Origin of the sequence: Metabacillus sp. YM-086, from assembly GCF_048059995.1 — a bacterium.
In the GTDB taxonomy this organism is placed as follows: domain Bacteria; phylum Bacillota; class Bacilli; order Bacillales; family Bacillaceae; genus Metabacillus; species Metabacillus litoralis_B.
Map to the genome: position 1 here is coordinate 1 of NZ_JBLUOI010000002.1, position 20,666 is coordinate 20,666.

At 34.2% G+C, this 20,666-nt stretch carries 19 protein-coding genes and 1 riboswitch; of the genes, 10 read left to right on the forward strand and 9 right to left on the reverse strand.

The annotated features are described in order from the left end of the window. Positions 1–619: IS3 family transposase (locus ACEWK1_RS00945; protein ID WP_416635341.1), on the forward strand; the 619-nt coding region annotated here is incomplete at its 5' end. Positions 620–845: 226 nt separating this feature from the next. On the opposite strand, the gene ACEWK1_RS00950 is transcribed toward ACEWK1_RS00945, so the two are convergent. Then, the gene (locus ACEWK1_RS00950; RefSeq protein ID WP_212137396.1) at positions 846–2,513 is read right to left on the reverse strand and encodes a ribonuclease J; all 1,668 of its coding nucleotides are present in this window, start codon (positions 2,511–2,513) and stop codon (positions 846–848) included. Between the two features lie 189 nt (positions 2,514–2,702). On the opposite strand from ACEWK1_RS00950, the gene ACEWK1_RS00955 reads away from it, so the two are divergent. The 3 genes from ACEWK1_RS00955 (at position 2,703) to ACEWK1_RS00965 (ending at position 8,334) form a co-directional block, all read left to right on the forward strand. Continuing rightward, entirely contained in the window at positions 2,703–3,539 is an 837-nt protein-coding gene (locus tag ACEWK1_RS00955) for a tyrosine-type recombinase/integrase (RefSeq protein WP_121661074.1), read from the forward strand. Positions 3,540–3,882: 343 nt separating this feature from the next. Beyond that, the gene (locus ACEWK1_RS00960) at positions 3,883–6,660 is read left to right on the forward strand and encodes an EAL domain-containing protein (protein ID WP_416635344.1); all 2,778 of its coding nucleotides are present in this window, start codon (positions 3,883–3,885) and stop codon (positions 6,658–6,660) included. Positions 6,661–6,690: 30 nt separating this feature from the next. After that, entirely contained in the window at positions 6,691–8,334 is a 1,644-nt protein-coding gene (locus tag ACEWK1_RS00965) for a thiamine pyrophosphate-binding protein (protein WP_247341211.1), read from the forward strand. 525 nt (positions 8,335–8,859) lie between these two features. Here ACEWK1_RS00965 and ACEWK1_RS00970 read toward each other — a convergent pair. Beyond that, positions 8,860–9,456, reverse strand: coding sequence for a class D sortase (locus ACEWK1_RS00970; protein ID WP_121661077.1), 597 nt, complete (start codon positions 9,454–9,456; stop codon positions 8,860–8,862). Beyond that, positions 9,456–10,412, reverse strand: a complete 957-nt coding sequence (locus ACEWK1_RS00975) for a processed acidic surface protein (protein WP_212137398.1) — start codon at positions 10,410–10,412, stop codon at positions 9,456–9,458. Before ACEWK1_RS00975 ends, ACEWK1_RS00970 begins: the two co-directional genes overlap by 1 nt. Before the next feature lie 163 nt (positions 10,413–10,575). On the opposite strand from ACEWK1_RS00975, the gene ACEWK1_RS00980 reads away from it, so the two are divergent. The 4 genes from ACEWK1_RS00980 (at position 10,576) to ACEWK1_RS00995 (ending at position 14,676) form a co-directional block, all read left to right on the forward strand. Beyond that, entirely contained in the window at positions 10,576–11,907 is a 1,332-nt protein-coding gene (locus tag ACEWK1_RS00980; protein ID WP_212137401.1) for a spore germination protein, read from the forward strand. A gap of 51 nt (positions 11,908–11,958) precedes the next feature. Further along, positions 11,959–13,050, forward strand: a complete 1,092-nt coding sequence (locus ACEWK1_RS00985; RefSeq protein WP_212137402.1) for a GerAB/ArcD/ProY family transporter — start codon at positions 11,959–11,961, stop codon at positions 13,048–13,050. After that, positions 13,047–14,162 (forward strand): Ger(x)C family spore germination protein, encoded by a 1,116-nt coding sequence (locus ACEWK1_RS00990; RefSeq protein ID WP_212137404.1) that lies wholly within the window; start codon positions 13,047–13,049, stop codon positions 14,160–14,162. Before ACEWK1_RS00985 ends, ACEWK1_RS00990 begins: the two co-directional genes overlap by 4 nt. Before the next feature lie 70 nt (positions 14,163–14,232). Further along, entirely contained in the window at positions 14,233–14,676 is a 444-nt protein-coding gene (locus ACEWK1_RS00995; protein ID WP_232273535.1) for a YmaF family protein, read from the forward strand. 30 nt (positions 14,677–14,706) lie between these two features. Here ACEWK1_RS00995 and thiC read toward each other — a convergent pair whose 3' ends face one another. From thiC to ACEWK1_RS01020, 5 genes are all read right to left on the reverse strand, one after another. Further along, positions 14,707–16,464: a phosphomethylpyrimidine synthase ThiC gene (thiC, locus tag ACEWK1_RS01000; protein ID WP_212137407.1), complete on the reverse strand. Its 1,758-nt coding sequence runs from the start codon at positions 16,462–16,464 to the stop codon at positions 14,707–14,709. A 131-nt stretch (positions 16,465–16,595) separates the two neighbouring features. Then, positions 16,596–16,711: riboswitch (TPP riboswitch) on the reverse strand. A gap of 90 nt (positions 16,712–16,801) precedes the next feature. Then, the gene (locus ACEWK1_RS01005; protein ID WP_212137409.1) at positions 16,802–17,452 is read right to left on the reverse strand and encodes an MOSC domain-containing protein; all 651 of its coding nucleotides are present in this window, start codon (positions 17,450–17,452) and stop codon (positions 16,802–16,804) included. A gap of 93 nt (positions 17,453–17,545) precedes the next feature. After that, positions 17,546–17,716: an aspartyl-phosphate phosphatase Spo0E family protein gene (locus ACEWK1_RS01010; RefSeq protein ID WP_121661084.1), complete on the reverse strand. Its 171-nt coding sequence runs from the start codon at positions 17,714–17,716 to the stop codon at positions 17,546–17,548. Between the two features lie 248 nt (positions 17,717–17,964). Further along, a complete protein-coding gene (locus tag ACEWK1_RS01015) occupies positions 17,965–18,303 on the reverse strand; it encodes a MerR family transcriptional regulator (RefSeq protein ID WP_098797741.1) in 339 nt (112 codons plus the stop codon). A gap of 231 nt (positions 18,304–18,534) precedes the next feature. Further along, complete coding sequence (locus ACEWK1_RS01020; RefSeq protein WP_121661085.1) at positions 18,535–18,807, reverse strand: hypothetical protein; 273 nt, start codon at positions 18,805–18,807, stop codon at positions 18,535–18,537. A gap of 173 nt (positions 18,808–18,980) precedes the next feature. Here ACEWK1_RS01020 and ACEWK1_RS01025 point away from each other — a divergent pair, with 173 nt between their 5' ends. Next, on the forward strand, positions 18,981–19,166 hold the full coding sequence (locus ACEWK1_RS01025; RefSeq protein ID WP_098797743.1) for a Fur-regulated basic protein FbpA: 186 nt from the start codon (positions 18,981–18,983) through the stop codon (positions 19,164–19,166). 54 nt (positions 19,167–19,220) lie between these two features. On the opposite strand, the gene ACEWK1_RS01030 is transcribed toward ACEWK1_RS01025, so the two are convergent. Beyond that, positions 19,221–19,976 carry a DNA polymerase beta superfamily protein gene (locus tag ACEWK1_RS01030; RefSeq protein WP_212137411.1) on the reverse strand — a complete coding sequence of 252 codons (756 nt, stop codon included), beginning with the start codon at positions 19,974–19,976 and terminating at the stop codon, positions 19,221–19,223. Between the two features lie 136 nt (positions 19,977–20,112). Here ACEWK1_RS01030 and ACEWK1_RS01035 point away from each other — a divergent pair, with 136 nt between their 5' ends. Next, on the forward strand, positions 20,113–20,571 hold the full coding sequence (locus tag ACEWK1_RS01035; RefSeq protein ID WP_121661087.1) for a MarR family winged helix-turn-helix transcriptional regulator: 459 nt from the start codon (positions 20,113–20,115) through the stop codon (positions 20,569–20,571). Positions 20,572–20,666 lie beyond the last annotated feature (95 nt).

Genomic DNA, 20,666 nt, shown 5'->3' on the forward strand with positions numbered 1-20,666 from the left:
GCCAAAAACAACCAAAGAGTCTAAAGTTCAAGCGGCTGGTTTTGTATATGAAAATATTTTAAAAAGAAATTTCAAAGCAGATCACCCTAATCAAAAATGGGTAACAGATATGACTGAGGTATGGATTGGACCACACAAAAGATGTATCTCAGCTATTCTAGACTTATTTAACAGTGAAATTATTGCTTTTGAGATTAGCACAAGTCCAAACACTGAATTAATTGAAGCTACTGTAAAAACGGCGATGAAAAATAGAAATCTGAAAGATTTAAAAGGTGTAGTCATTCATAGTGATCAAGGAAGTGTCTATAGATCCATTAGCTACAATGAATTAAGCAAGAATCTACACTTTACCCCGAGTATGTCACGTAAAGCAAATTGTTGGGACAATGCGGTAATAGAGAGCTTTTTTTCCCAACTAAAATCTGAGTTTCCATGTTTTTATCCAACAAATAACATAAAAACAAGTGATACAAACTTTAAAAAATATGTACAGTATTACAACGAGGAACGAATTCATACAAGAACTGGTTTTGTTTCCCCAAGTGAATATTATAAGGATTATATCCAAACTAAGAAGCAAAGGCTTTGCCTATCAAACTTCAAAGCAGCAACTTGATATGGAGTGGTGGGCATTATAGCCTTGTTTGGTATGCCAACCATTAACTAAATGGCTGGCTTTTTGGTGGCAGAATCATGCCCACAGAGGCTCCATGTCAAGTATTAGATAAATCTCAGTTTAAAATTCAAAGGACAATTACATTTCGTTTATTTTCCAATTTTGTCGTTTTGTTTTTTGTCTATTTATTGGGGGTTTGACCACAGGCACCACCACTTTTCGACCTTTATACTTCTATAATGATAGGAAGTATCATCGGCTTTCTTTTTGTTTGCTTATATAAGTGCTGACCAATTGTTTTTTTTATGTTTTGTTTCATGACGTTCCATTGGTGAACTTTTGCTTTTTGAAGGTCTTTTATGATTCGTTCTACTTGGCGGTTTACATCTTTTAAGAGATCTTCTGAATTACGTGCATAAACAAACCCTCTTGAAATCGTGTCTGGACCAGAAATGATTTTTTTATCAGCTTTACTTAGGGTAATCACAATAACAAGCATCCCGTCCTCAGATAATTGTTTTCGATCTCTTAAAACAATATCACCTATGTCTCCCACGCCAATTCCGTCTACAAATGTGTTACCAGCAGGTACTTTTCTAGTTTGACGGGCTTCTTGGTTTACAATGTCTACTACATCACCTAGGTTTACGATAAAGGTATGATCTTTTTCTACTCCAACAGATTCAGCTAATAAACGGTGTTGATGTAACATTCTATATTCACCATGTATTGGTATAAAATATTTTGGCATCATTAATGTAAGCATAAGCTTTAGGTCTTCCTGATATCCATGACCTGAAACATGCATGCCTGTTGAACTTCCTGAACCGTAAATAACTTTAGCCCCTAGAGTAAACAAGTTGTCAATAATCTTCGACACATTCCGTTCATTACCAGGTATTGGAGAAGCAGCTAATATGACAGTATCACCTGCAAGTATTTCTGCATCACGGTAATTTGAAGTGGATAGCCGAGCAAGTGCAGCCAGTGGTTCTCCTTGACTACCAGTACATAAAATAGCAACCTTTTCCGGTGCAAGCTCATTAATTTGACTAGGTTCAATTAACATACCATCAGGGATGGTTAAATAGCCTCGTTCAATAGCTACATCAACTACATTCACCATACTTCTACCTAGAAGTGCAAGCTTTCTATTGGTTTTGATTGCAGCATCAACGACTTGTTGAACACGATTAACATTTGAAGCGAAGGTGGAGACAATGACTTTTCTTGTGGCCTTAATAAAAGCTTCCTCCATATGCTCGCCAACCATTTGTTCTGATGGAGTTAAACCAGAGCGTTCTGCATTAGTACTTTCTGATAAAAGAGCTAGAACACCCTTTCTACCAATTTCAGCCATTTTGTGGATATCTGAATGTTGATCATTTACAGGAGTTAAATCGAATTTAAAGTCTCCAGTATGTACCACAACTCCTTCAGGTGTGTGAAAAACAATTCCCAAACAATCTGGAATACTGTGATTAGTTTTAAAGAAGCTTAAGGTAATTTTATTAAATTCTACAGTAGATTCAGAATCTATTTGAATCAATTCAGTATCTCTTACTAGATTATGTTCCATTAGCTTTAATTCAATGAGACCAAGTGTAAAACGTGTTCCATATATAGGGACATTCAATTTCTTGAGAAAGTAGGGAATACCACCAATATGGTCTTCATGGCCGTGTGTTACAACTAGCGCCTTTATTTTTTCCTTGTTTTCCTCTAAGTAGGTTAGGTCAGGAATGATTAGATCAATTCCTAATAAATTTTCATCTGGAAATTTGCCTCCGCAATCGACTACAATGATTTCATCGGCATATTGAATCACATACATGTTTTTCCCGATTTCATTCACACCACCAAGTGCGAATAGGGATAATTGATCCGTGGCCATCTTATGTCCTCCTATGTAAATAGTATTCATATTATGCCAATAATTTGGTTGTTTATTTGTTAATTGTAAAAAAACTAGGCTGTTTTCTTAATTAAAGGAAAAAATGTTGCAGAGAAGTTGAGGTAACTGAATTTCTGTTATATAATAGATAAGAATCAAATATTCTAAAAATTAGGACGGTGATTCAATATGAACACTGAGAAGAATATTATTGAGGAATTTAGTGTTTGGCAAAAACAACTAGGAAAAGCTGATGGTACAATCAAAACCTATATTGGTGTACTAGAAAAATTCGAGGCTTGGTTATCATCAAAAGGTAAATCACTAAATTCGGTCTCTAAGAATGATGTTCAGTTATATATGGATGAACTTGAAAATCAGCAAAAAACGGCAGGAACAATTGAAAAATATTTAGCAGCTATTAGTGTTTTTGTTCGTTTTATAGACAAGTCTGAAATTGTTTTGGATATCAAGCGTAAAGAGAAGATTAAGGATACAAGCATTCCTGAATCTCTGGAAGAAAGTGAAGAGAAAAAACTATTACTTGAAGTGAAAGCAGATGGTAATCTTCGCAATATAGCGATTGTTTATACATTATTATATACGGGCATTCGTATATCTGAACTATGTGCTTTAAATTTTGATGATATCCAAGAGGTTGATGGAAAAAAGAAATTATTAATTAAAGATCATGATGGTGAGATTGATCGTTTTATTCCATTAACAACAGATGTAAGCTATCATCTGGAGAATTATATTGATTCTTTAACAATTAAAAAAGATGCCATTTTTGTATCAAGTGTGAATAAGCGGCTCTCTACTAGAGCTGTGCAATATATGTTACAAAAATATGATGTTAATCCCCATAAGCTTCGTCATACATTTTGTCAGAAGCTAATTAATAAAGGAATTAATCTTCATATTGTTGCAAAATTAGCAGGTCATAAAGACGTTAATGTGACAAAAAGATATGTTGGAAATACACAGCCCAATTTGGATAATGCAATTGACCAAGCTTTTTCATAGGATACACACGGATGCTTTGTTATGGTTAAACCACGTTATTTAACGTGGTTTATTTTTTTGCAAAGCTAATTCTTTGGAATTTGTTCTTTCTTGTGAAAAGAAAAAAGGAGATTGCTTTTTCAATTAACATAATAGACTAATCATTATGGATATTTATTCCTTTTATACTATGACTATTGAACTATTTAGTTGTGGAAATTTGGTGCTTATGACCTTTTTATTATTGGTTCTAATATAATATGCTTAATATTAGAACTGAAGTTTGCCGATTTTTAGAAGATCTTTTTATATAAACTAGAATGCTGTCAAAATACATAGGTTGTTTGTCATTGGGGGGATATTGATGATTGAAGAACACACGAGATACTCACGTCTCGCACATATTACAAAATTAATTAATACAAAACTAGAATTGCATGAAGTGTTAGGGCATGTTGTAACAGCTATATCTGAGGAAATCTTCCGGTGTGATTCAGTTGGAATATACCTCCCTCAAGAAGATGGAACATATCGGGGTTATGTTGGTAAGCCTGAGTATATTAATGGTGCCACATTGGATATGCATGTAATTGATCCTAAGAAAGACCTCCTTGCAAATGAGGTCCTTGAAACAAAGGAAAGTATTTATATTCCTGATACGTCAAAGGATTCTAGGCCTGACCGTAGAGCGGTCGAAGCATTTAAAATAACTTCTCTATTAGCACTGCCTATTAATTATGAAGATGAAGTATACGGTCTTGTGTTTCTATTTAACTATGGAGTTTATATGAACCTTAAAGATACTGAGATTCAGGCAGTAGAAGCTTATGTAAATATGGCTGCAGTTGCCATAAGAAATGCGAACAATCTATCTAAAAAGGAAAATCTTATTTCAGAAAAACAACTTCTTATTGATGTTACAAAGGAACTGTCTCTTTGTTCTACTTTAAATGAAGTATTGGATAAATGTTTTTCATATGTAGGAAAAGTGTTGAAAAATAAAAATATTGGGGCTCATTTATTAGATCCTGTTGCAGAAAAACAAATTAAGCCAGCGAGTCTTAGTAAAGAAAGTGATTGGACAGAAGAAGCTTGGATGAAAACTCATAATGTTATAAACATCGATCATTCAACAGATAAACTTTTTCAAGAGGTTATAAAAACGAAAAAGGCTGTGTTAATCCCTGATGTTTATCGCGACCCACGTCCTAATCATGATGCGTGCCGTTCATTTGGTATTAAAGGTATTCTTATGCTGCCAATTGTAACAATGGGTGAAATATTGGGTTTACTAGCTATTGTAAATCTAGGACAAAAAGAACGTGTTTACACACAAGCTGAAATTCAGTTAGCACAGTCTATTGTAGAAGCGACTGCGTCTGTTTTATCACATATCATTTATATGGAGAAACAGGAACTTATCATAAAGAAGAGAACCTATGAGTTAACAGAAAAAAATACGGAGCTTGAGGCTGTTGTTGGAGAATTACAACGTTTAAGTCGCGAAAAGGAATTAATTCTAAATTCGGCAGGAGATGGAATTGTTGGTGTTAACATTGAAGGTAACATCTCTTTTTGTAATCCAGCTTCCGAATCAATATTAGGTTATCGTGAAAAGGAATTAATCGGTAAGCCGTATAAAATCTTTTTTAATAATAGTGATCAAAATCTACAAAAGCCGGGAAATAAAGGTAACGGTGTAACAACCTATACAGATGCAATATTTATTCGTAAAGATGGATCAAATTGTCCGGTTGAATATTCCTCAACGCCAATTAAAGAAGAAAAACAGCTAGTTGGTTACGTTGTAACATTTAAAGACATTACGTATCGAAAACAAATGGAAGAGAAAATAAACTATCATGCTTATTATGACAGTTTAACAAATCTTCCTAATCGACTGTTATTAAAAGATCGACTTGATCAAGGATTAGTATATGCACAGTTGCACAAAGAAAAACTAGCGGTGCTGTTTTTGGATTTAGACCGATTTAAAACCGTTAATGATATGCTTGGCCATAGCTATGGTGATTTATTATTAAGAATGGTAGCAAAAAGATTAAAAGAATGTGCTTACAATGGCTGCACGGTTTCACGTCAAGGTGGAGATGAATTTACTATTATTTTACCTGTAGCACGAAATGAATTCGCGATAAGGGAATTCGCGGAAAATATTATCTCTGCTTTTGAGGAACCTTTTGATCTTAATGGAAATGAGATTTTTGTTAAGGCGAGTATCGGCATTAGCTTGTTTCCTCAAGACGGTGAGAAAGCTGATGACTTAATTAAAAAAGCTGATACAGCCATGTACAAAGTGAAGGAACTTTCAGGAAATGATTATCAATTTTACACTTCGGCAATGGACAAGCGGACAATGGATAATGTGAAACTGGAAACGTCTTTATACCGAGCGTTGGATCTTAATGAATTTCTTGTCGTATATCAACCACAATTTGATTATAAGCATAAGAAAATTATTGGAGTGGAAGCACTTCTTAGATGGAACCACAGTTCAAAAGGAATGATTCCACCAGGACAGTTTATTCCACTTGCCGAAGAAACAGGGCTTATCGTGCAAATAGGTGAATGGGTACTTAAACAATCATGTAAACAACTTAAGGAATGGCAAGATAAAGGATTTAAACATTTCACAATATCTGTTAATGTATCGGCTCAGCAATTTAATAAAAAAGACTTTGTCACTATGGTTAAAAATATCTTAGCAGAAACACAACTTGATCCTAGCTATCTAGAGCTCGAATTAACCGAAAACTTGATTATCCAAAATACTGAGGAAACTCTATCTAAGATGTCTGAACTTAAAAAATTAGGAATTAAGATTTCAATTGATGATTTTGGAACAGGATACTCATCATTAGGATATTTAAGGAACTTTCCAATCAATACGTTAAAAATTGATCGATCTTTTATTAATGATGTTTGTCACGATTCAAAAAATGCAGCAATAACCAATACAATTATTACATTAGCGCACAATTTAAACTTACATGTTATTGCTGAAGGTGTGGAAACCAAAGATCAAATTGATTTTCTCTCATCAAGTAATTGTCACCTTGTGCAAGGTTTCTATTTTTCACCACCTATAAAAGCAGATGATTTTTTTGAAAAGTACTTAAATTAGTTTTTACTATTTAATAGTCAGGAGGATAAAATGAAGGCAATTCGAGCTGTGCTTAATTATTTACAAAATGGCGGAGTGAAATATATATTTGGAATTCCAGCAGGTTCTGTGAATGCGTTTTTTGATGAGCTGTATGATCTCCCAGAGATAACTCCTATTGTTACAAAGCATGAAGGTGCTGCTTCATATATGGCTGCTTCTTATGCAAAATATTCTCAGAGTTTAAGTGTTTGTATAGGATGTAGTGGACCAGGTGGTACAAACTTAGTTACAGGTGCAGCGAATGCAATGCGAGAGCATTTACCCGTTTTGTTTATAACAGGTGCTGTTCCTGTAAATACTTTTGGACTTAATGCTTCGCAAGAGCTAAATGCACAACCAGTATTTGAACCGGTTACGAAGTTTAGTGCCACTGTAAACCGTTCTGATGAACTTATGGACATTGTTGAAGAAGCGGTGAATATTGCCATGTCAGGTGTTCCGGGGCCAGTTCATGTTGCGATCCCAATAGATATTCAGCTTGAAATGGTTGATGAAAATATTGAAATTCCTGGATTCCCAGTCATGAAAAAGGTTGTTCCTCAACAAGAGATTGTAGAAAAAACTGCCGAAAGGTTACTACACCATCAAGATGGAATTATTTTTGTCGGACAAGGAGCAAGACAAGCTGTTGATGAAGTAATTGAATTAGCAGAGCTACTAAATATGTCTATTATTTGTTCTCCGCAAGCAAAAGGTTTAATGGAAGACAGTCATCCGCTGTTTAAAGGAGTATTTGGTTTTGCTGGTCATGAGAAGGCTTCTGAAATTGTTAACGAAAGCAAAGGGAATACTCTTCTCATTGCTGGTTCAAGCTTAGGTGAAACTGCCACAAATAATTGGAATGTTAATTTAACAAAAAATAGAGAAGTTATCCAAATTGATTTTGATTCAACTGTTTTTGATCGCAAATACCAAGTTAATATACCTATAGTAGGGGATTGTAAGTTAACATTACGTGCAATCATTGAAGAGGTGAAAAAGCATGTTAATGATCAACATGTTTATTTCAAGAAAGAAGAGTTTTTCGAACTTGAACATCATTTAAATGAGTTTAACTCTCAAAATGTGTTAGTAGCTCTACAAAGAAGTTTACCAGAGTCTACTCGATATACAATTGACATTGGTGAATTCATGTCATATGTTATTCATTACATGAAGGTAAAAGAGCCTGATACATTTGATATTAATGTCCATTTCGGTGCCATGGGTACTGGAATAGGAACAGCAATAGGAAGTAAATTAGCTGAACCCGAAAGAGATGTTGTCTGCATAACAGGTGACGGTTGTTTCTTTATGCATGGCATGGAAATATTAACAGCAAAGGAATATGAGCTACCTATCCTTTTTATTGTGATGAATAATGCACGTCTTGGGATGGTTTATCATGGACATAATTTACAATATCAACGTTCGCATTCACGCTTCGAACAAAAAGCAGTGAGTATTGCTACAGTAGCAGAATCAATGGGTATATCCAGTGCATGTGTTCAACGAATGGAAGATTTAACACCAGAACTCATTCTACAGCTACAGTCTGAAAAGGGCCCTTCTGTATTGGAAATTCAACTTGTTGATCAAAATATTCCACCAATGGGTGATCGAGTAAAATTTCTTTCATCGTTTGGAAAATAAGAAACTCTATAGGTGGTTAATAACATTCACCACAACGGTATATGACAATAAAAAGCTGACGGTATAAATAAAGCAGACCTTCTTGAATTGAGTAGCAGATAGTTGAAATAAGCGGAGTTTTTCCGGTTAGACTGTAGAATGGAACTCCGTTTAGGGGATATAAGAGGAATTTTTCCGGTTAAGCAAAGTAAAATGTTCTATTTTCATCTTTTTCGATTAAATAGGCGGAATCTTTCCGTCTATTTAACATATTTTTGTTGCTATTTCCTCATTAAGAGGAATTTCTCCGCTTATTTTAGTAGCTTATTTCCTGGCGATTCTTGAAGTTTTATAAATTGCTTAATCGGGTACTAATCTTGTATAAAAAATGCTTGGAGCATCTCCAAGCATTTTTCTTTGCTGATTTACTTGCCAAATTGCTTTTAAAATCCTAGTGCGAATAACTATACGAAAAGCAATCTAATGCGTATTTTGTACTTCAAAACAGAACCCGTTAGTATTTCTTCCGTCAGCTTTTTTACTATTTTATTGTTCGATTTTTGGCTTGGTAATTAATTCGGCTTCAATAATGTATCGTTGTGGTGCTGGTCCGATATAGGTGAAAGGATAGCAGGTTGTAAGTGTTAACGTACTTTTTGGTTTCGGAACAATGACCGTTTTATCGTTTTTATTGACAATTCTAATCTTTTTAATTTTGTACATAAAAGACAAATCTGAACGATTCACGATTAGTTTATCCCCAACGACTAAAGAATCAAGTTGACGAAAAAAGGTATCGCGATGTGCTGATAAGACTGAGTTACTATCCTCGCCAGGTAAGGGTGTTGATGAGATATGACCAACACCCTTTTTTAAAATTTCTTCACTTGTTCCCTGAAAAATAGGCAGTGTTCTATCGAGCTTAGGAATAGTTAATAGTCCTATTTTTGTACCTTCTTCAGGAGGGGCAGGATTTACAGTTTTTATTGTTTTACCTTGTTGAGGTGGAGAATAGGATGCTTCTACCTCTTGTTCGTTTATCGATTGAAATCCAATTGTAATCCAATAGGTCTGATAGATAAAAACGGTGATTCCAACTAAGATGAGCCCTATAGAAAGATAAGAGACAATCCTAGTAACCATTACTTAACCTGTTGAAATCTTTTTGTTAAGAAAAATCCTGTTATTCCTACACCAATAGCTAATAATCCTAGAAGCATATTCATCCATAATGAAGAAGCTGTATCCGGTAATCGATTGTGTAGAAGGTTAGTTAGCTCTCCGGCCATATCTCCCACTTCAGCAAGTTCAATTCCAGATTCAATAAAGAATTCAGAGCTTAACATATCTTCAGATAAACTCATATCTAAAAGCATGTCTCCATTTGTGTTATATAACTCTATTGCTAATGTATTTCCATATAGCTCTTCCATATTCATTAGTTCTTTAAATGTAACCTCTGTTCGAACTCCATTGTTATCATCTAAATAAAAACGTGCATCTAATTGTAAAACATTCATCATATCTTGAAGAATTGAAACTAATTCATTCTGTTGTGCATCAGTTAAAACTGTCATATCATCCATCATTAAATACGGATCAAGCCTTGTTATTATGCCTTCCATTTTTTGCTCTAACTGTTCTTCATCAAGCCCCATGAAATGATTAAATAACGAATCTACCTCTTCATCAGTCAAACCGATTAAAGCCAAAAATTCTTCAATTTCTGCCATTTCTCCATCATGATCTAAATAAAAACTTAAGGCAACATCCAGATCTTCAATGAAATAATAATCATCAAGAGTTTCACCAAACTCTGCTAAAACAACATCCATTTCTTGTCTGGTTATTTCATAAGAAGCTAATAATTCAGCCAGATTTTCATCCGTAATCGGAGTACCTAACATAGAGCGAAGATCTTCTGCTGTTTCAAAGTCATCTAAACTTAATTCATAATAGTCAAGATAATCTACTAAATCCTGTTGCGTCCAGCCTAATTCAGTTAATATCTGATCAATATCTTCCTGAGGTGGTGCAGCAAGTGCGGTTTGCTGTGTTAAACAAAACCATGCAATAAATAAAACCATTACCTTTTTCATGAAAATTCCCTCCAAAAATAGTAGATGATGGTAGTATTAGAACAATTTCCATAACTATACATAAAAGAGAAAAAAACTACAGGTATTCACTCTATATGTATGATTTTCCATCTAAGGGCAAAAGCTATAGAAAACACGAAGCATCAATGAGGGGAACTTTGTTATGAATAGTCAAAAGGATCAGGTAGTATCTACTATCAAGAACGAGCTTAATGGCTCTTCAGACTTGGTGGTTCAGCAATTGGATGCAAAAGAGAAAAAATGCGAATTTTATTATATTAGCAGCATTTGTAATAAAAAAAAGATCCATGATGATATTTTAACGCCTTTTTTTGAAGTAGAAGATATGAGAAGTTACAAAGATTACTTATTATCATTATCAGGGATGAGAGAGTTCAAACAAGATGATAATCCTGTTGATTTATTAATACGTGGTTCGATGATTATCTCGATTGAAGAGATGTTGTTAACGATGGAAATAAAAGAGTTTGTAAACAAAAACATTCCTGAAACAACGATTGAAACAACTATTCAAGGGCCTCAAACAGGGTTTAGTGAAGATTTGGAAACAAATTTAAATATCCTTCGTCATCGCTACCATCAACCAACATTAGTAATAGAAGATGATAAGGTTGGTAAAAAAACACAACTAATTATAAATATTATCTACGATAATAAAGAGGTTAATTGGGATGTATTAAAGGAGTTTAAAGAAAAACTGAAAAACATCGATAAGGATGTTGTCCAGTCAGCTGGTCAACTTTCCAGATTAATAAGCGGGAAGAAATCAATATTATTCCCGACCGTTGTTATATCTGAACGACCTGATCGAATCGCATATAATTTATCAAAAGGTAAGGTAATCGTTTTAATGGAAGGAACTAGATTTGCACTCATTTTGCCATCAGTTTTTTATGATTTTATGAGTTCAATGGATGATTTGTATCAAGCAAAGGGGATTTCAAGATTTCTCCTTTTTTTAAGATATTTTGGACTTGCAGTTGCTCTTTTACTTCCTGCAATATATGTGGGAATTACAGCATTTAATCCAGAGTTGTTTAGGGTTCAGCTCGCTTTATCAATTGCAGGCAGTAGAGCAGCTGTTCCATATCCTGCTTATATTGAAGTGTTATTTATGTTAATAATGATGGAGTTATTGACTGAAGCGAGTATCAGGTTGCCTAAAGCGATTGGACCAACAGCCACAACAGTAGGGGGTCTTATTCTGGGACAAGCAGCTACAGAGGCGGGGCTTGTAAGCAATATAATGATTATTATTGTGTCAGCAGTTGCTATTTCTAATTTCGTGATCCCTATAAATGAAATGGGTTTTGCGATGAGGGTGGCCAAATATTTTTTCTTGGCGATGGCAACATTTACTGGACTAATTGGGATGATCGTGGCTTTAATAGGACTAATTTATTATTTAGTTAGTTTGAATAGCTTTGGTCAGCCTTACTTAGGAGTTTTTTTAAAAGAAAACATGAAAAAATAAAAAACAGAATATTTTTTATGCAAATTCCACTACAAAGCTAGGAAGATGATTATGTCAAAGCGGTTTATCTATGTCATGTTAATTCTTAACATGTTAACAAATATTGTAGCCTATGTTCCAATGGTATTAATTGAAAATCGAAGTAATGGTTCAGTATTAGCAATGGTTCTATCTTTACCAATTGGGATTTTTATCATCTTTCTTTTCACAAAATATATGAGCAAATTTCCATATATGGGATTACCAGAAATACTTGATAAATTTGCACCTAAATGGTTTCGCTTATTTTTTCTGGTTATACAAGGTGTATTATGGTACGTAGCAGGATTAGTTACGTTAGTTGCTTTTACAAATATTTCAAAGCAATATATTAATCCCGACATGGATGAGCTCCTGATTATGCTTGCTTTTTTAATCGTCATTGTATTTGGAGCAACATTACCATCAAAAAAAGTTTTATATGCAACTGAAATTATTTTATTACTTAATCTGCCATTTATTGCTTTTATCATATTCAAGTCATATTTCAATCATGATTTAATGTGGGATTCAGTACGAATTGCTGTAACGCACTTCCAAAAAATCCCGAGTTTTGAATCCATTTCAACCGCTACATTTGTTTACACAGGTTATACAAATCTAGTTATCTTTAATCGATTATATAAAGATGTTAGAGTGAAATATTTATGGGCTATTGCTATATTAGGTTTTTTTACTTTAATTACCACTTTTATAATTCCTATTGGTCTGAATGGATTTGATGGAGCAGAATCCTTTACTTTTCCTTGGATTGCAACCACTGAAGCGATAAGAATAGAATTAGGCTTTATTGAACGAATTAGTTTTCTTTTCCTTGGTTTATATATCAATGTTTCATTAGCTAGTGTAATACTCCATTGGCATGTAGGATTAGAGCTGTTAAAGGCTGCTTTTCCATCTTTTAAGTTTAAAAAAATTGATATGAAGCCTTTTGTGCTTATTGGAGTTTTTACTGTGTTAGCTTTGGTTGTTCAGCTTTTTTTTGAGGAAAAAACAGTTGGAGAAATTGCAAAAGTATGGATGATGCTCTTGTTGCCTGCTCAGATTGCGGGCTTGGTCCTTTTGAAACTTTTATCCAAAAGAAAGGAAAAGCTCTCAAAATGAAAACCAAAATCTTAATAGTTGCTGCTGCGTTCCTATTCTTAGGAGGATGTGGATATAAAGATATTGACCGTCGCTTTTTTGTTGTTTCAATAGGAGTGGACAAATCTGATGATAAAGAGAATATGTATGATATTACATTAAAGGTAGCGGTTCCAACTAGTGAAACAAAAACAGGAAGTAATGAATCACGAATGATGACCGAGTCTGCTGAAACGATTTCAGAGGCGGTAAGAATTATTAAGTCAAAAGTAGAAAAAGAGTTAGATTTTAGTCATACAAAAATGATTGTATTGGGTGAAAAGGTTGTTGAAGATGACTTAACTAATATATTAGATTGGTTTTATCGTAGACGTGATATCCAAGCAATTGCCTGGACAGCAGTTGGAAGTCCAACTGCTCTATCAGTTCTTGAAGCAAAACCTTCTGGTGAGCGAGTTCCATCGAATGCATTATTTTTAAGTTTTGGAAATGTTGGAACAGAAACACCATATGTTACGTCTGTCTATATATTTGATTTTAGGAGAAGACAAACAGAAAGAGGGATTGATCCTTTTTTACCAATTATCAAAACAGAAGAAGAAGCTTTCTCAATTAACAATACAAGCCTTATTTCAGATATGAAACAGGTCTTAATTTTGTCTGCAGAAGAAACAAAATATTTTAGCATGTTAAGAAATAGGTCTTCGAAGTTCGATATTAAAGTAGAAAAAGAGGGGAAACCCTATTTTCTTTTTTCAACAGATAAAATTAAGGCAAGCTTTGATCTAAAAAGTGAAAAAAGTAATCGACCGGTTATTTCTTATGACGTACAACTAAGTGGTATTGTTGAAGAAGCTTTTGAAACTTTAGATGAAGCTAAGGCTAATGAGTATGAAAAAGCAGTTAAAATTGAGGTTGAAGAACAAATTAACAGCCTGCTAAAAAAGCTTCAAAAGGAAGAAGTGGATCCACTTGGTTTTGGACTAAGGTACCGTGCAACCAAAACAGGAAAGGAATCTAATAAAGTAGAGAAATGGGATGAAATATATCCTAATGTTCAATTTAAAGTAAAGGTATCAGTGGATATGAAGAATGTAGGCATTATACATGATCAGGAAGGTCATCCTGAATAAAGATAAAGACAACTTTCCATCAGCTGTTAACTTTCATATGAAAAAGTAAGTAGCTTGACGGAGGGATTTTATGATATTAATTGGAGCGGATAAGCCACACCATGCTCATCGATTTTCAGCTTTCACAACAATATATCGGGAACATTTTCACATAATAGACGGATTTACAAGAGGAGTAAATGGAAATAGTTTTGATCGCCACCGCCATTTATATAGAGGAATTACGTCTTTTAAAAATAAACATTATCATCGATTTTATGGTGAAACAGGCCCTGCTATACCATTACCGGGTGGAGGTCATTATCACTTATTTGAAGATCGAACTTATTATAATTATGACGAGCCGATCGATATAGAATATGGTGGTGTGCTGTATGGAGAGGGAGAACGTCCAAAACACGATCACCGATTCGAAGGAAGAACATATGGGATTGTAGGAGAAGATCCGCTAGCGAGAATGTCATATACGGACATGGCAACTAAATTAATTGACTATAATGGCATAAGAGAATAAAGAGGCGGGATTGCCCACCTCTTTATTTGCTTATCTATAAATCTTTGAACCACCGTCAATAAATTCTTTTGACTTTTCTTTCATTCCTTCAGTTAACAACTCATGCATAGGTTTACTTGAGTCATTACCCAATTCTCTAATGTCATGTGATATTCTCATAGAGCAAAATTTTGGTCCGCACATTGAACAAAAGTGAGCTGTTTTTGCCCCTTCAGCAGGTAAAGTTTCATCATGGTATTCTCTTGCTCTTTCCGGATCTAAGGAAAGATTAAACTGATCATGCCACCTAAATTCGAAGCGTGCCTTTGAAAGAGCATCATCTCTGTTTTGAGCACCAGGATGACCTTTTGCTAAATCTGCAGCATGTGCTGCAATTTTGTAGGCAATTACACCTTCTCGAACATCTTCTTTATTTGGTAAACCTAAATGCTCCTTTGGTGTTACATAGCAAAGCATGGCTGTTCCGAACCAACCAATCATCGCAGCACCTATAGCAGAAGTTATGTGATCATAGCCTGGAGCAATATCAGTAGTTAAAGGACCTAACGTGTAAAATGGAGCTTCTTTACAAATCTCCTGCTGCTTTTCAACATTCTCTTTTATAAGATGCATTGGAACATGACCAGGGCCTTCAATCATCACTTGAACATCGTAATTCCATGCGATCTCTGTTAATTCACCAAGAGTCTCCAGCTCAGCAAATTGAGCTTCATCATTTGCATCGGCGATAGAGCCTGGTCTTAATCCATCACCTAAAGAAATGGAAATATCATATTTTGATAGAATTTCACAGATATCATGGAAGTGAGTATATAAGAAATTTTCTTTGTGATGAGCTAAACACCATTGCGCTAAAATGGAGCCACCTCTAGATACAATTCCAGTGGTCCGCTTAGCTGTTAACGGGATATATCTAAGAAGAACTCCAGCATGTATAGTAAAATAATCTACCCCCTGTTCTGCCTGTTCAATAAGCGTGTCACGATAAACTTCCCATGTTAAATCTTCAGCAATTCCATTCACTTTTTCCAGTGCTTGATAAATAGGGACAGTACCAACAGGAACAGGAGAATTTCGGATAATCCATTCACGGGTTGTATGAATATTTTTCCCTGTTGAAAGGTCCATGATCGTGTCTGCTCCCCATCTAGTTGCCCATGTCATTTTTTCAACTTCTTCTTCGATAGAAGAGGAAACAGCAGAATTTCCGATATTAGCATTAATCTTAACGTGAAAGTTTTTCCCTATAATCATTGGTTCTGTTTCGGGATGATTAATATTAGCTGGAATAATAGCCCGGCCTGATGCAACTTCTTCACGTACATATTCGGGGTCCATCTGCTCTCGAATAGCAATATACTCCATTTCGGGTGTTATAATCCCATTTCTAGCATAATAAAGCTGTGTTACGCGTTTACCGTCTTTTGCCACCAATGGATGAATTTGATTAGAGGGAAAAATCTCTAAGTTTGAATGTTTACTAGAAGCTTTATATCCATTATCTTCGGGCTTAATTTCTCGTCCTTCGTATCGCTTAACATCATTACGATCAAGGATCCATTTTTCTCTCGCTCTTGGTAATCCCTTTCGAATATCAATTTCAGCACTTATATCAGTGTATGGTCCACTCGTATCATAAACTCGAACAGGTGGATTCACTTCTTCGCCATATGTATTCTTCGTTACACTCTGAGTAATTTCTCTTACAGGAACTTGAATGTCAGAATTACTGCCTTGAACATAAACTTTTTTACTTCCGGGAAATGGCTGTTTAATTGTAATCTTCATACTTTCTCCTCCTTGAAAATGAAAGTGATCGATTGAAACATCAGCGGAAGGCAAAAATAAAAACGGGTTCTGAAGTTCAGAACCCGTTCAATAGGTGTAGGTAAAATGTAAAAAGATGCGCGCTTATCCCTTTACAAATGTCGCTACTTCCCTACGCTGGTATCATCCAGATCAGGTTCGAAGGGTCAAAGAACTTCAAACGCGTTCCTCTCTCAGTCCAAGCTAATGGACTCCCCTAGTAGAAATTGGTAATTTAATTAAAATCAGTTATAATCATAACATAATTATCCATGTAGTCAACAGAATTTTTTGAATAATAAGAGGAGTTGAAGTACCTTTATTTTTTCATCAATTGTCGACGGAGCTTCTTCATACGGACATGCCATTCTTCAGACAGTTCACTAAGAGATAAGATCTTTTCAACTTGAGGTAGATCATCTTTATGATGGAAAAATGTATTATGAATGGCTGCAACTGAAATCTCTTTAGGATGTTTTTTTAACCGTTTAATGCTTGAATTTGACGAGATTTGTCCTTCCTCTAAAACACGAAAGAAATAGCCCGTGTAACCATGTTCAACGATCTTATTTAATAATGTGTTGATATTTGTATACTTGTTAATCGTTGAACAAGGAAATCGTCCTTGTGAAACTTGAACTACAGCTTCACCAATTTGATAAATATCACCTATACATACATCTGTTTCTTTCATTCCTGAAACGGTTAGGTTTTCTCCAAAAGCGGCCTTTGGTAATGGTTGTTTGTAAAGGTTCTCCCAAATTTCATAATGTTCGAAGGGATAAACACAAATGACACGTTCAGCCCCTCCGTGGTACTCGTGGTTAGCTACATCATCGTCTACAATATGGCTTGATTTAACCTCTAGTGTTTCAACTTGACTTTTACATATCCCTGAACGAAATTCTTTTCCTTTATGTTCAAGTGTAGATGGTTTACCTTTACTAAGCCAAATAATTTTCTGATCCATAGTATCACTTCCTCATGTATTTATCATTGTGTCAATAATAGAAAAAAATACACCAAAACCTTATGAAATGGTGTATTTTACAGAAAGCTAAATTTATTTTTTCTTATTAACAGGTAAAGGATTATTTTTATTCATTTCAATATTTAATATTTCATCTAAGTTTTGACTGGCAACCAATGTTCGTTGTGCACTAATTCCATCTTCTTTGGCGATTGAAAACATTCTTTTTCGGTATTCTTCTATTACTGCATCTAGTGATTTCACACTGAACACCTCGCAATTTACATATATAGGTGGTGAAAAGTCCTATTAAATCTATTATCGGTTATTTCTTCCAATTGTAAATAGGGAAATACGCTATTTTATGTATAATTTTTTGAAAATAACGGAAAAAGTGGGGTTAACCAAAGTGGAATAGGAGAATAGGGGAAATATCAGCTGGCTTGTTTATTCAGGGGCGCTAAAATTTATCGCTGCAGCAATAGATGATGTGCTCACTGCAGCGATAATGATTAATTCCTGCCACGCCCAAACCTAAATTGTGCATTCAACTGACCTTGTAGCATTTTTTTTCTAACATCAGCTTCACTTTCACGTTGTCTTTCTTTTAATCTCATTTCTTTTAAAATTTCAGTTGTTTGTACACCGTCCTCTCGTTTATCTGCAATGTCCATTAGTGTCTCAATATCAGAGAATGAATATTTTCTAGTTCCTCGTTCATTCCGATATGGAGCAATTAGTTTTCTTTCTTCATAATATCTAATTTGTCTCAACGTTAATCCAGTCAACTCACTGACAGTCCCAATTGAGATTACCTTTTTATCCTTGTATGAGCGGTCTTGGTGATTCATTGCTCCACCCCTTAAAACATTCTTTTTACAAGTATATCCTGTTATGTAAGGAATGGCTTTTGTTTTGTTAGAAAATCTGACATAAAAATATAGAGTTATAAAAAAGGTGTTAGGAATACTTACAGTGAAACTGAATCTTCTTTTAGATGAGGATAAAATAGGATAAACGCAAGGGATTTATAAATCGTTAGAATATACTGAGTATTGTCTGTTTCATTAGAAATTAAATATTCAACCTATGAATTCTTTATAGGAACCGTGAGGAAACACATTATTGAGCTGCATAAGGATTTGTTGGGAAAGAAGGCTTAAAAAGGTGAGTGGAAATATTGAAGTTACCTCTTCATACTGATTTGTTTCAGAATTGTAAATTGTTAGAATATCAATTTTCTCGTTTTTTAAGATTGCCATGTATAATTGCTGAGCCTTCGGTTCATCTTGGTTAAGGTAGAAAACTGTTGTTCTCAAATGATCTGCCTTTTTTGCTATAACCTTTATTTTCACAAGTTTCAACTCCTTAAAGTGTTGAAACTATTCTCGACAAATTTTTAAGAATTTAATCAAATTAATACAATCTTAATAACTCGAAAGAAAATCTTAACATTATATTAATCGTCACATAATATTTTTGAGGTAAAGTAAGAAATGTAAAATTATTAAATATGGAGATGAGTGCTATGAGCAAAATGTTACAAACTGCACTTGAGGAACAAAGAAATTATTACTCTCAAAAACTACTTGCAATTGGTGTTTATAATGGTCAGGTTATGAATAAGATGACGCTAACCGAACTTAAAAATGAATATAATTATTTCTATCATAATGTTCCGAATGTAAAGAAAAAAGGGAATTCTGCGGGATGATAGGGGATGAGAGCTCCACTTAATAGATCAAGAGCTCTCTATACATATAAATGCTTATTTTTCTTGTATGAGCGTTACAAAAAATTCATTAAATGGGTCGTGTAATATGGTCTTAAGTGTTTGGAATTCTTTTTTTACTTGATCAAGACTCTCTAGGGAGGAATGAATATAGTCATCAAGAATTTCCGAATGAAAATCATGTTGATCATTTTTTTTACAATCGATTAATCTGTTGATTTCAGTCCGTACACTACGATCCTTTGAACATTCCTCGAAGATCCATTCCTTCCCTATTTCCGGAAACTCATGATGATTAACAATCCACATACAGCATGCAATCGGTTTTATTACATTTAAATATAGTTTTGTTTTTGATTTATTCGTTTCAAATAAAGAATGATGATTTCTTTTAGCCATGCTTAAATAGTGATGTAGAACGGAAACTGGGGAAAAAGAAAGTTTGGATAGTTTTCTTATTTCTTTTCTAAAAGAAGGGTGATTATGATAGATGATCGGAGAATAAATCCACTCTAGCAATGTTGGATTAGATTTCAAAAGTAGTTGCAGAGCTTTTTTTATATCCCACCCAACATATTCCTCGTTATCTTTTGTAGAATACTCAAAGGTATTCTTTCCTTCTATCAGCTGTAAGTACCAGTTCATTTCTCGTTTATAAATAAATCGAACATCAAAATCACTAAAAGATGTATTCATATTCCATGCTCTGCTTCCAGATTCGCAGGCATATAAAATTGTAATATTTTGCTCTTTTTCTATTTTCTTTAATGTTTCTAGTATTTTTTTATTCATAAGTCACCTCAAGATACATCTTTTCTTCTTTTTCTCCTTTAATACCTTCAAATATTCAATGATTAATAGTAAAATAAAAAAGTATTTAAAATTGAATAGTTTATCTATGGTTAATTTTGAACAAGAGGGCGATGGAATGAGATCATTTACTGAAGAAGAATTACAGAATGCATTAGATTTATTTCGTGTATTTGCAAGAGCTTTTAAAAGTATTTCCGAGCATTCTATCCGAGATAGTAAAGAGCACGGGTTTAATCCAACAGAATTTGCTGTTTTGGAATTATTGTTTACAAAGGGGCCGCAAAAATTACAGCAAATTGGTTCAAGATTGTTACTTGTTAGTGGAAATGTTACGTATGTTATAGATAAGCTTGAAAAAAACGAGTTTATTTATCGAGAACAGGATCCTAAGGATAAACGTTCTATTTACGCGAAACTAACTGACAAAGGGCAAAACTATTTAGAAGAAATCTATCCTATACATGCTATACGGATTGCGCGTGCATTTTCAGGTCTTACGGATGAAGAACAGGAACAATTGAAAGCGTTATTAAAAAAGGCTGGAGTTCATAGCCAACACTTGCTATTTAGATAGACAAAATGTTAATCAGTTTTGTAAACGTTTTCTGAGGGGTGACTTATACAGGTCACTCCTTTTTATTGCTTAATTATAATTGACTAAGCTGCATA

What these genes read in the sequence shown, in the direction of transcription:
- ACEWK1_RS01015 (WP_098797741.1), bottom strand. Translation starts at nt 18,303, where the DNA reads ATGAATCACCAAGACCGCTCATACAAGGATAAAAAGGTAATCTCAATT.
- ACEWK1_RS00990 (WP_212137404.1), top strand. Translation starts at nt 13,047, where the DNA reads ATGAAAACCAAAATCTTAATAGTTGCTGCTGCGTTCCTATTCTTAGGA.
- ACEWK1_RS01005 (WP_212137409.1), bottom strand. Translation starts at nt 17,452, where the DNA reads ATGGATCAGAAAATTATTTGGCTTAGTAAAGGTAAACCATCTACACTT.
- ACEWK1_RS00970 (WP_121661077.1), bottom strand. Translation starts at nt 9,456, where the DNA reads ATGGTTACTAGGATTGTCTCTTATCTTTCTATAGGGCTCATCTTAGTT.
- ACEWK1_RS00975 (WP_212137398.1), bottom strand. Translation starts at nt 10,412, where the DNA reads ATGAAAAAGGTAATGGTTTTATTTATTGCATGGTTTTGTTTAACACAG.
- ACEWK1_RS01025 (WP_098797743.1), top strand. Translation starts at nt 18,981, where the DNA reads ATGAGCAAAATGTTACAAACTGCACTTGAGGAACAAAGAAATTATTAC.
- ACEWK1_RS00955 (WP_121661074.1), top strand. Translation starts at nt 2,703, where the DNA reads ATGAACACTGAGAAGAATATTATTGAGGAATTTAGTGTTTGGCAAAAA.
- ACEWK1_RS00995 (WP_232273535.1), top strand. Translation starts at nt 14,233, where the DNA reads ATGATATTAATTGGAGCGGATAAGCCACACCATGCTCATCGATTTTCA.
- thiC (WP_212137407.1), bottom strand. Translation starts at nt 16,464, where the DNA reads ATGAAGATTACAATTAAACAGCCATTTCCCGGAAGTAAAAAAGTTTAT.
- ACEWK1_RS01035 (WP_121661087.1), top strand. Translation starts at nt 20,113, where the DNA reads ATGAGATCATTTACTGAAGAAGAATTACAGAATGCATTAGATTTATTT.
- ACEWK1_RS00950 (WP_212137396.1), bottom strand. Translation starts at nt 2,513, where the DNA reads ATGGCCACGGATCAATTATCCCTATTCGCACTTGGTGGTGTGAATGAA.
- ACEWK1_RS00965 (WP_247341211.1), top strand. Translation starts at nt 6,691, where the DNA reads ATGAAGGCAATTCGAGCTGTGCTTAATTATTTACAAAATGGCGGAGTG.
- ACEWK1_RS01030 (WP_212137411.1), bottom strand. Translation starts at nt 19,976, where the DNA reads ATGAATAAAAAAATACTAGAAACATTAAAGAAAATAGAAAAAGAGCAA.
- ACEWK1_RS00960 (WP_416635344.1), top strand. Translation starts at nt 3,883, where the DNA reads ATGATTGAAGAACACACGAGATACTCACGTCTCGCACATATTACAAAA.
- ACEWK1_RS00980 (WP_212137401.1), top strand. Translation starts at nt 10,576, where the DNA reads ATGAATAGTCAAAAGGATCAGGTAGTATCTACTATCAAGAACGAGCTT.
- ACEWK1_RS00985 (WP_212137402.1), top strand. Translation starts at nt 11,959, where the DNA reads ATGTCAAAGCGGTTTATCTATGTCATGTTAATTCTTAACATGTTAACA.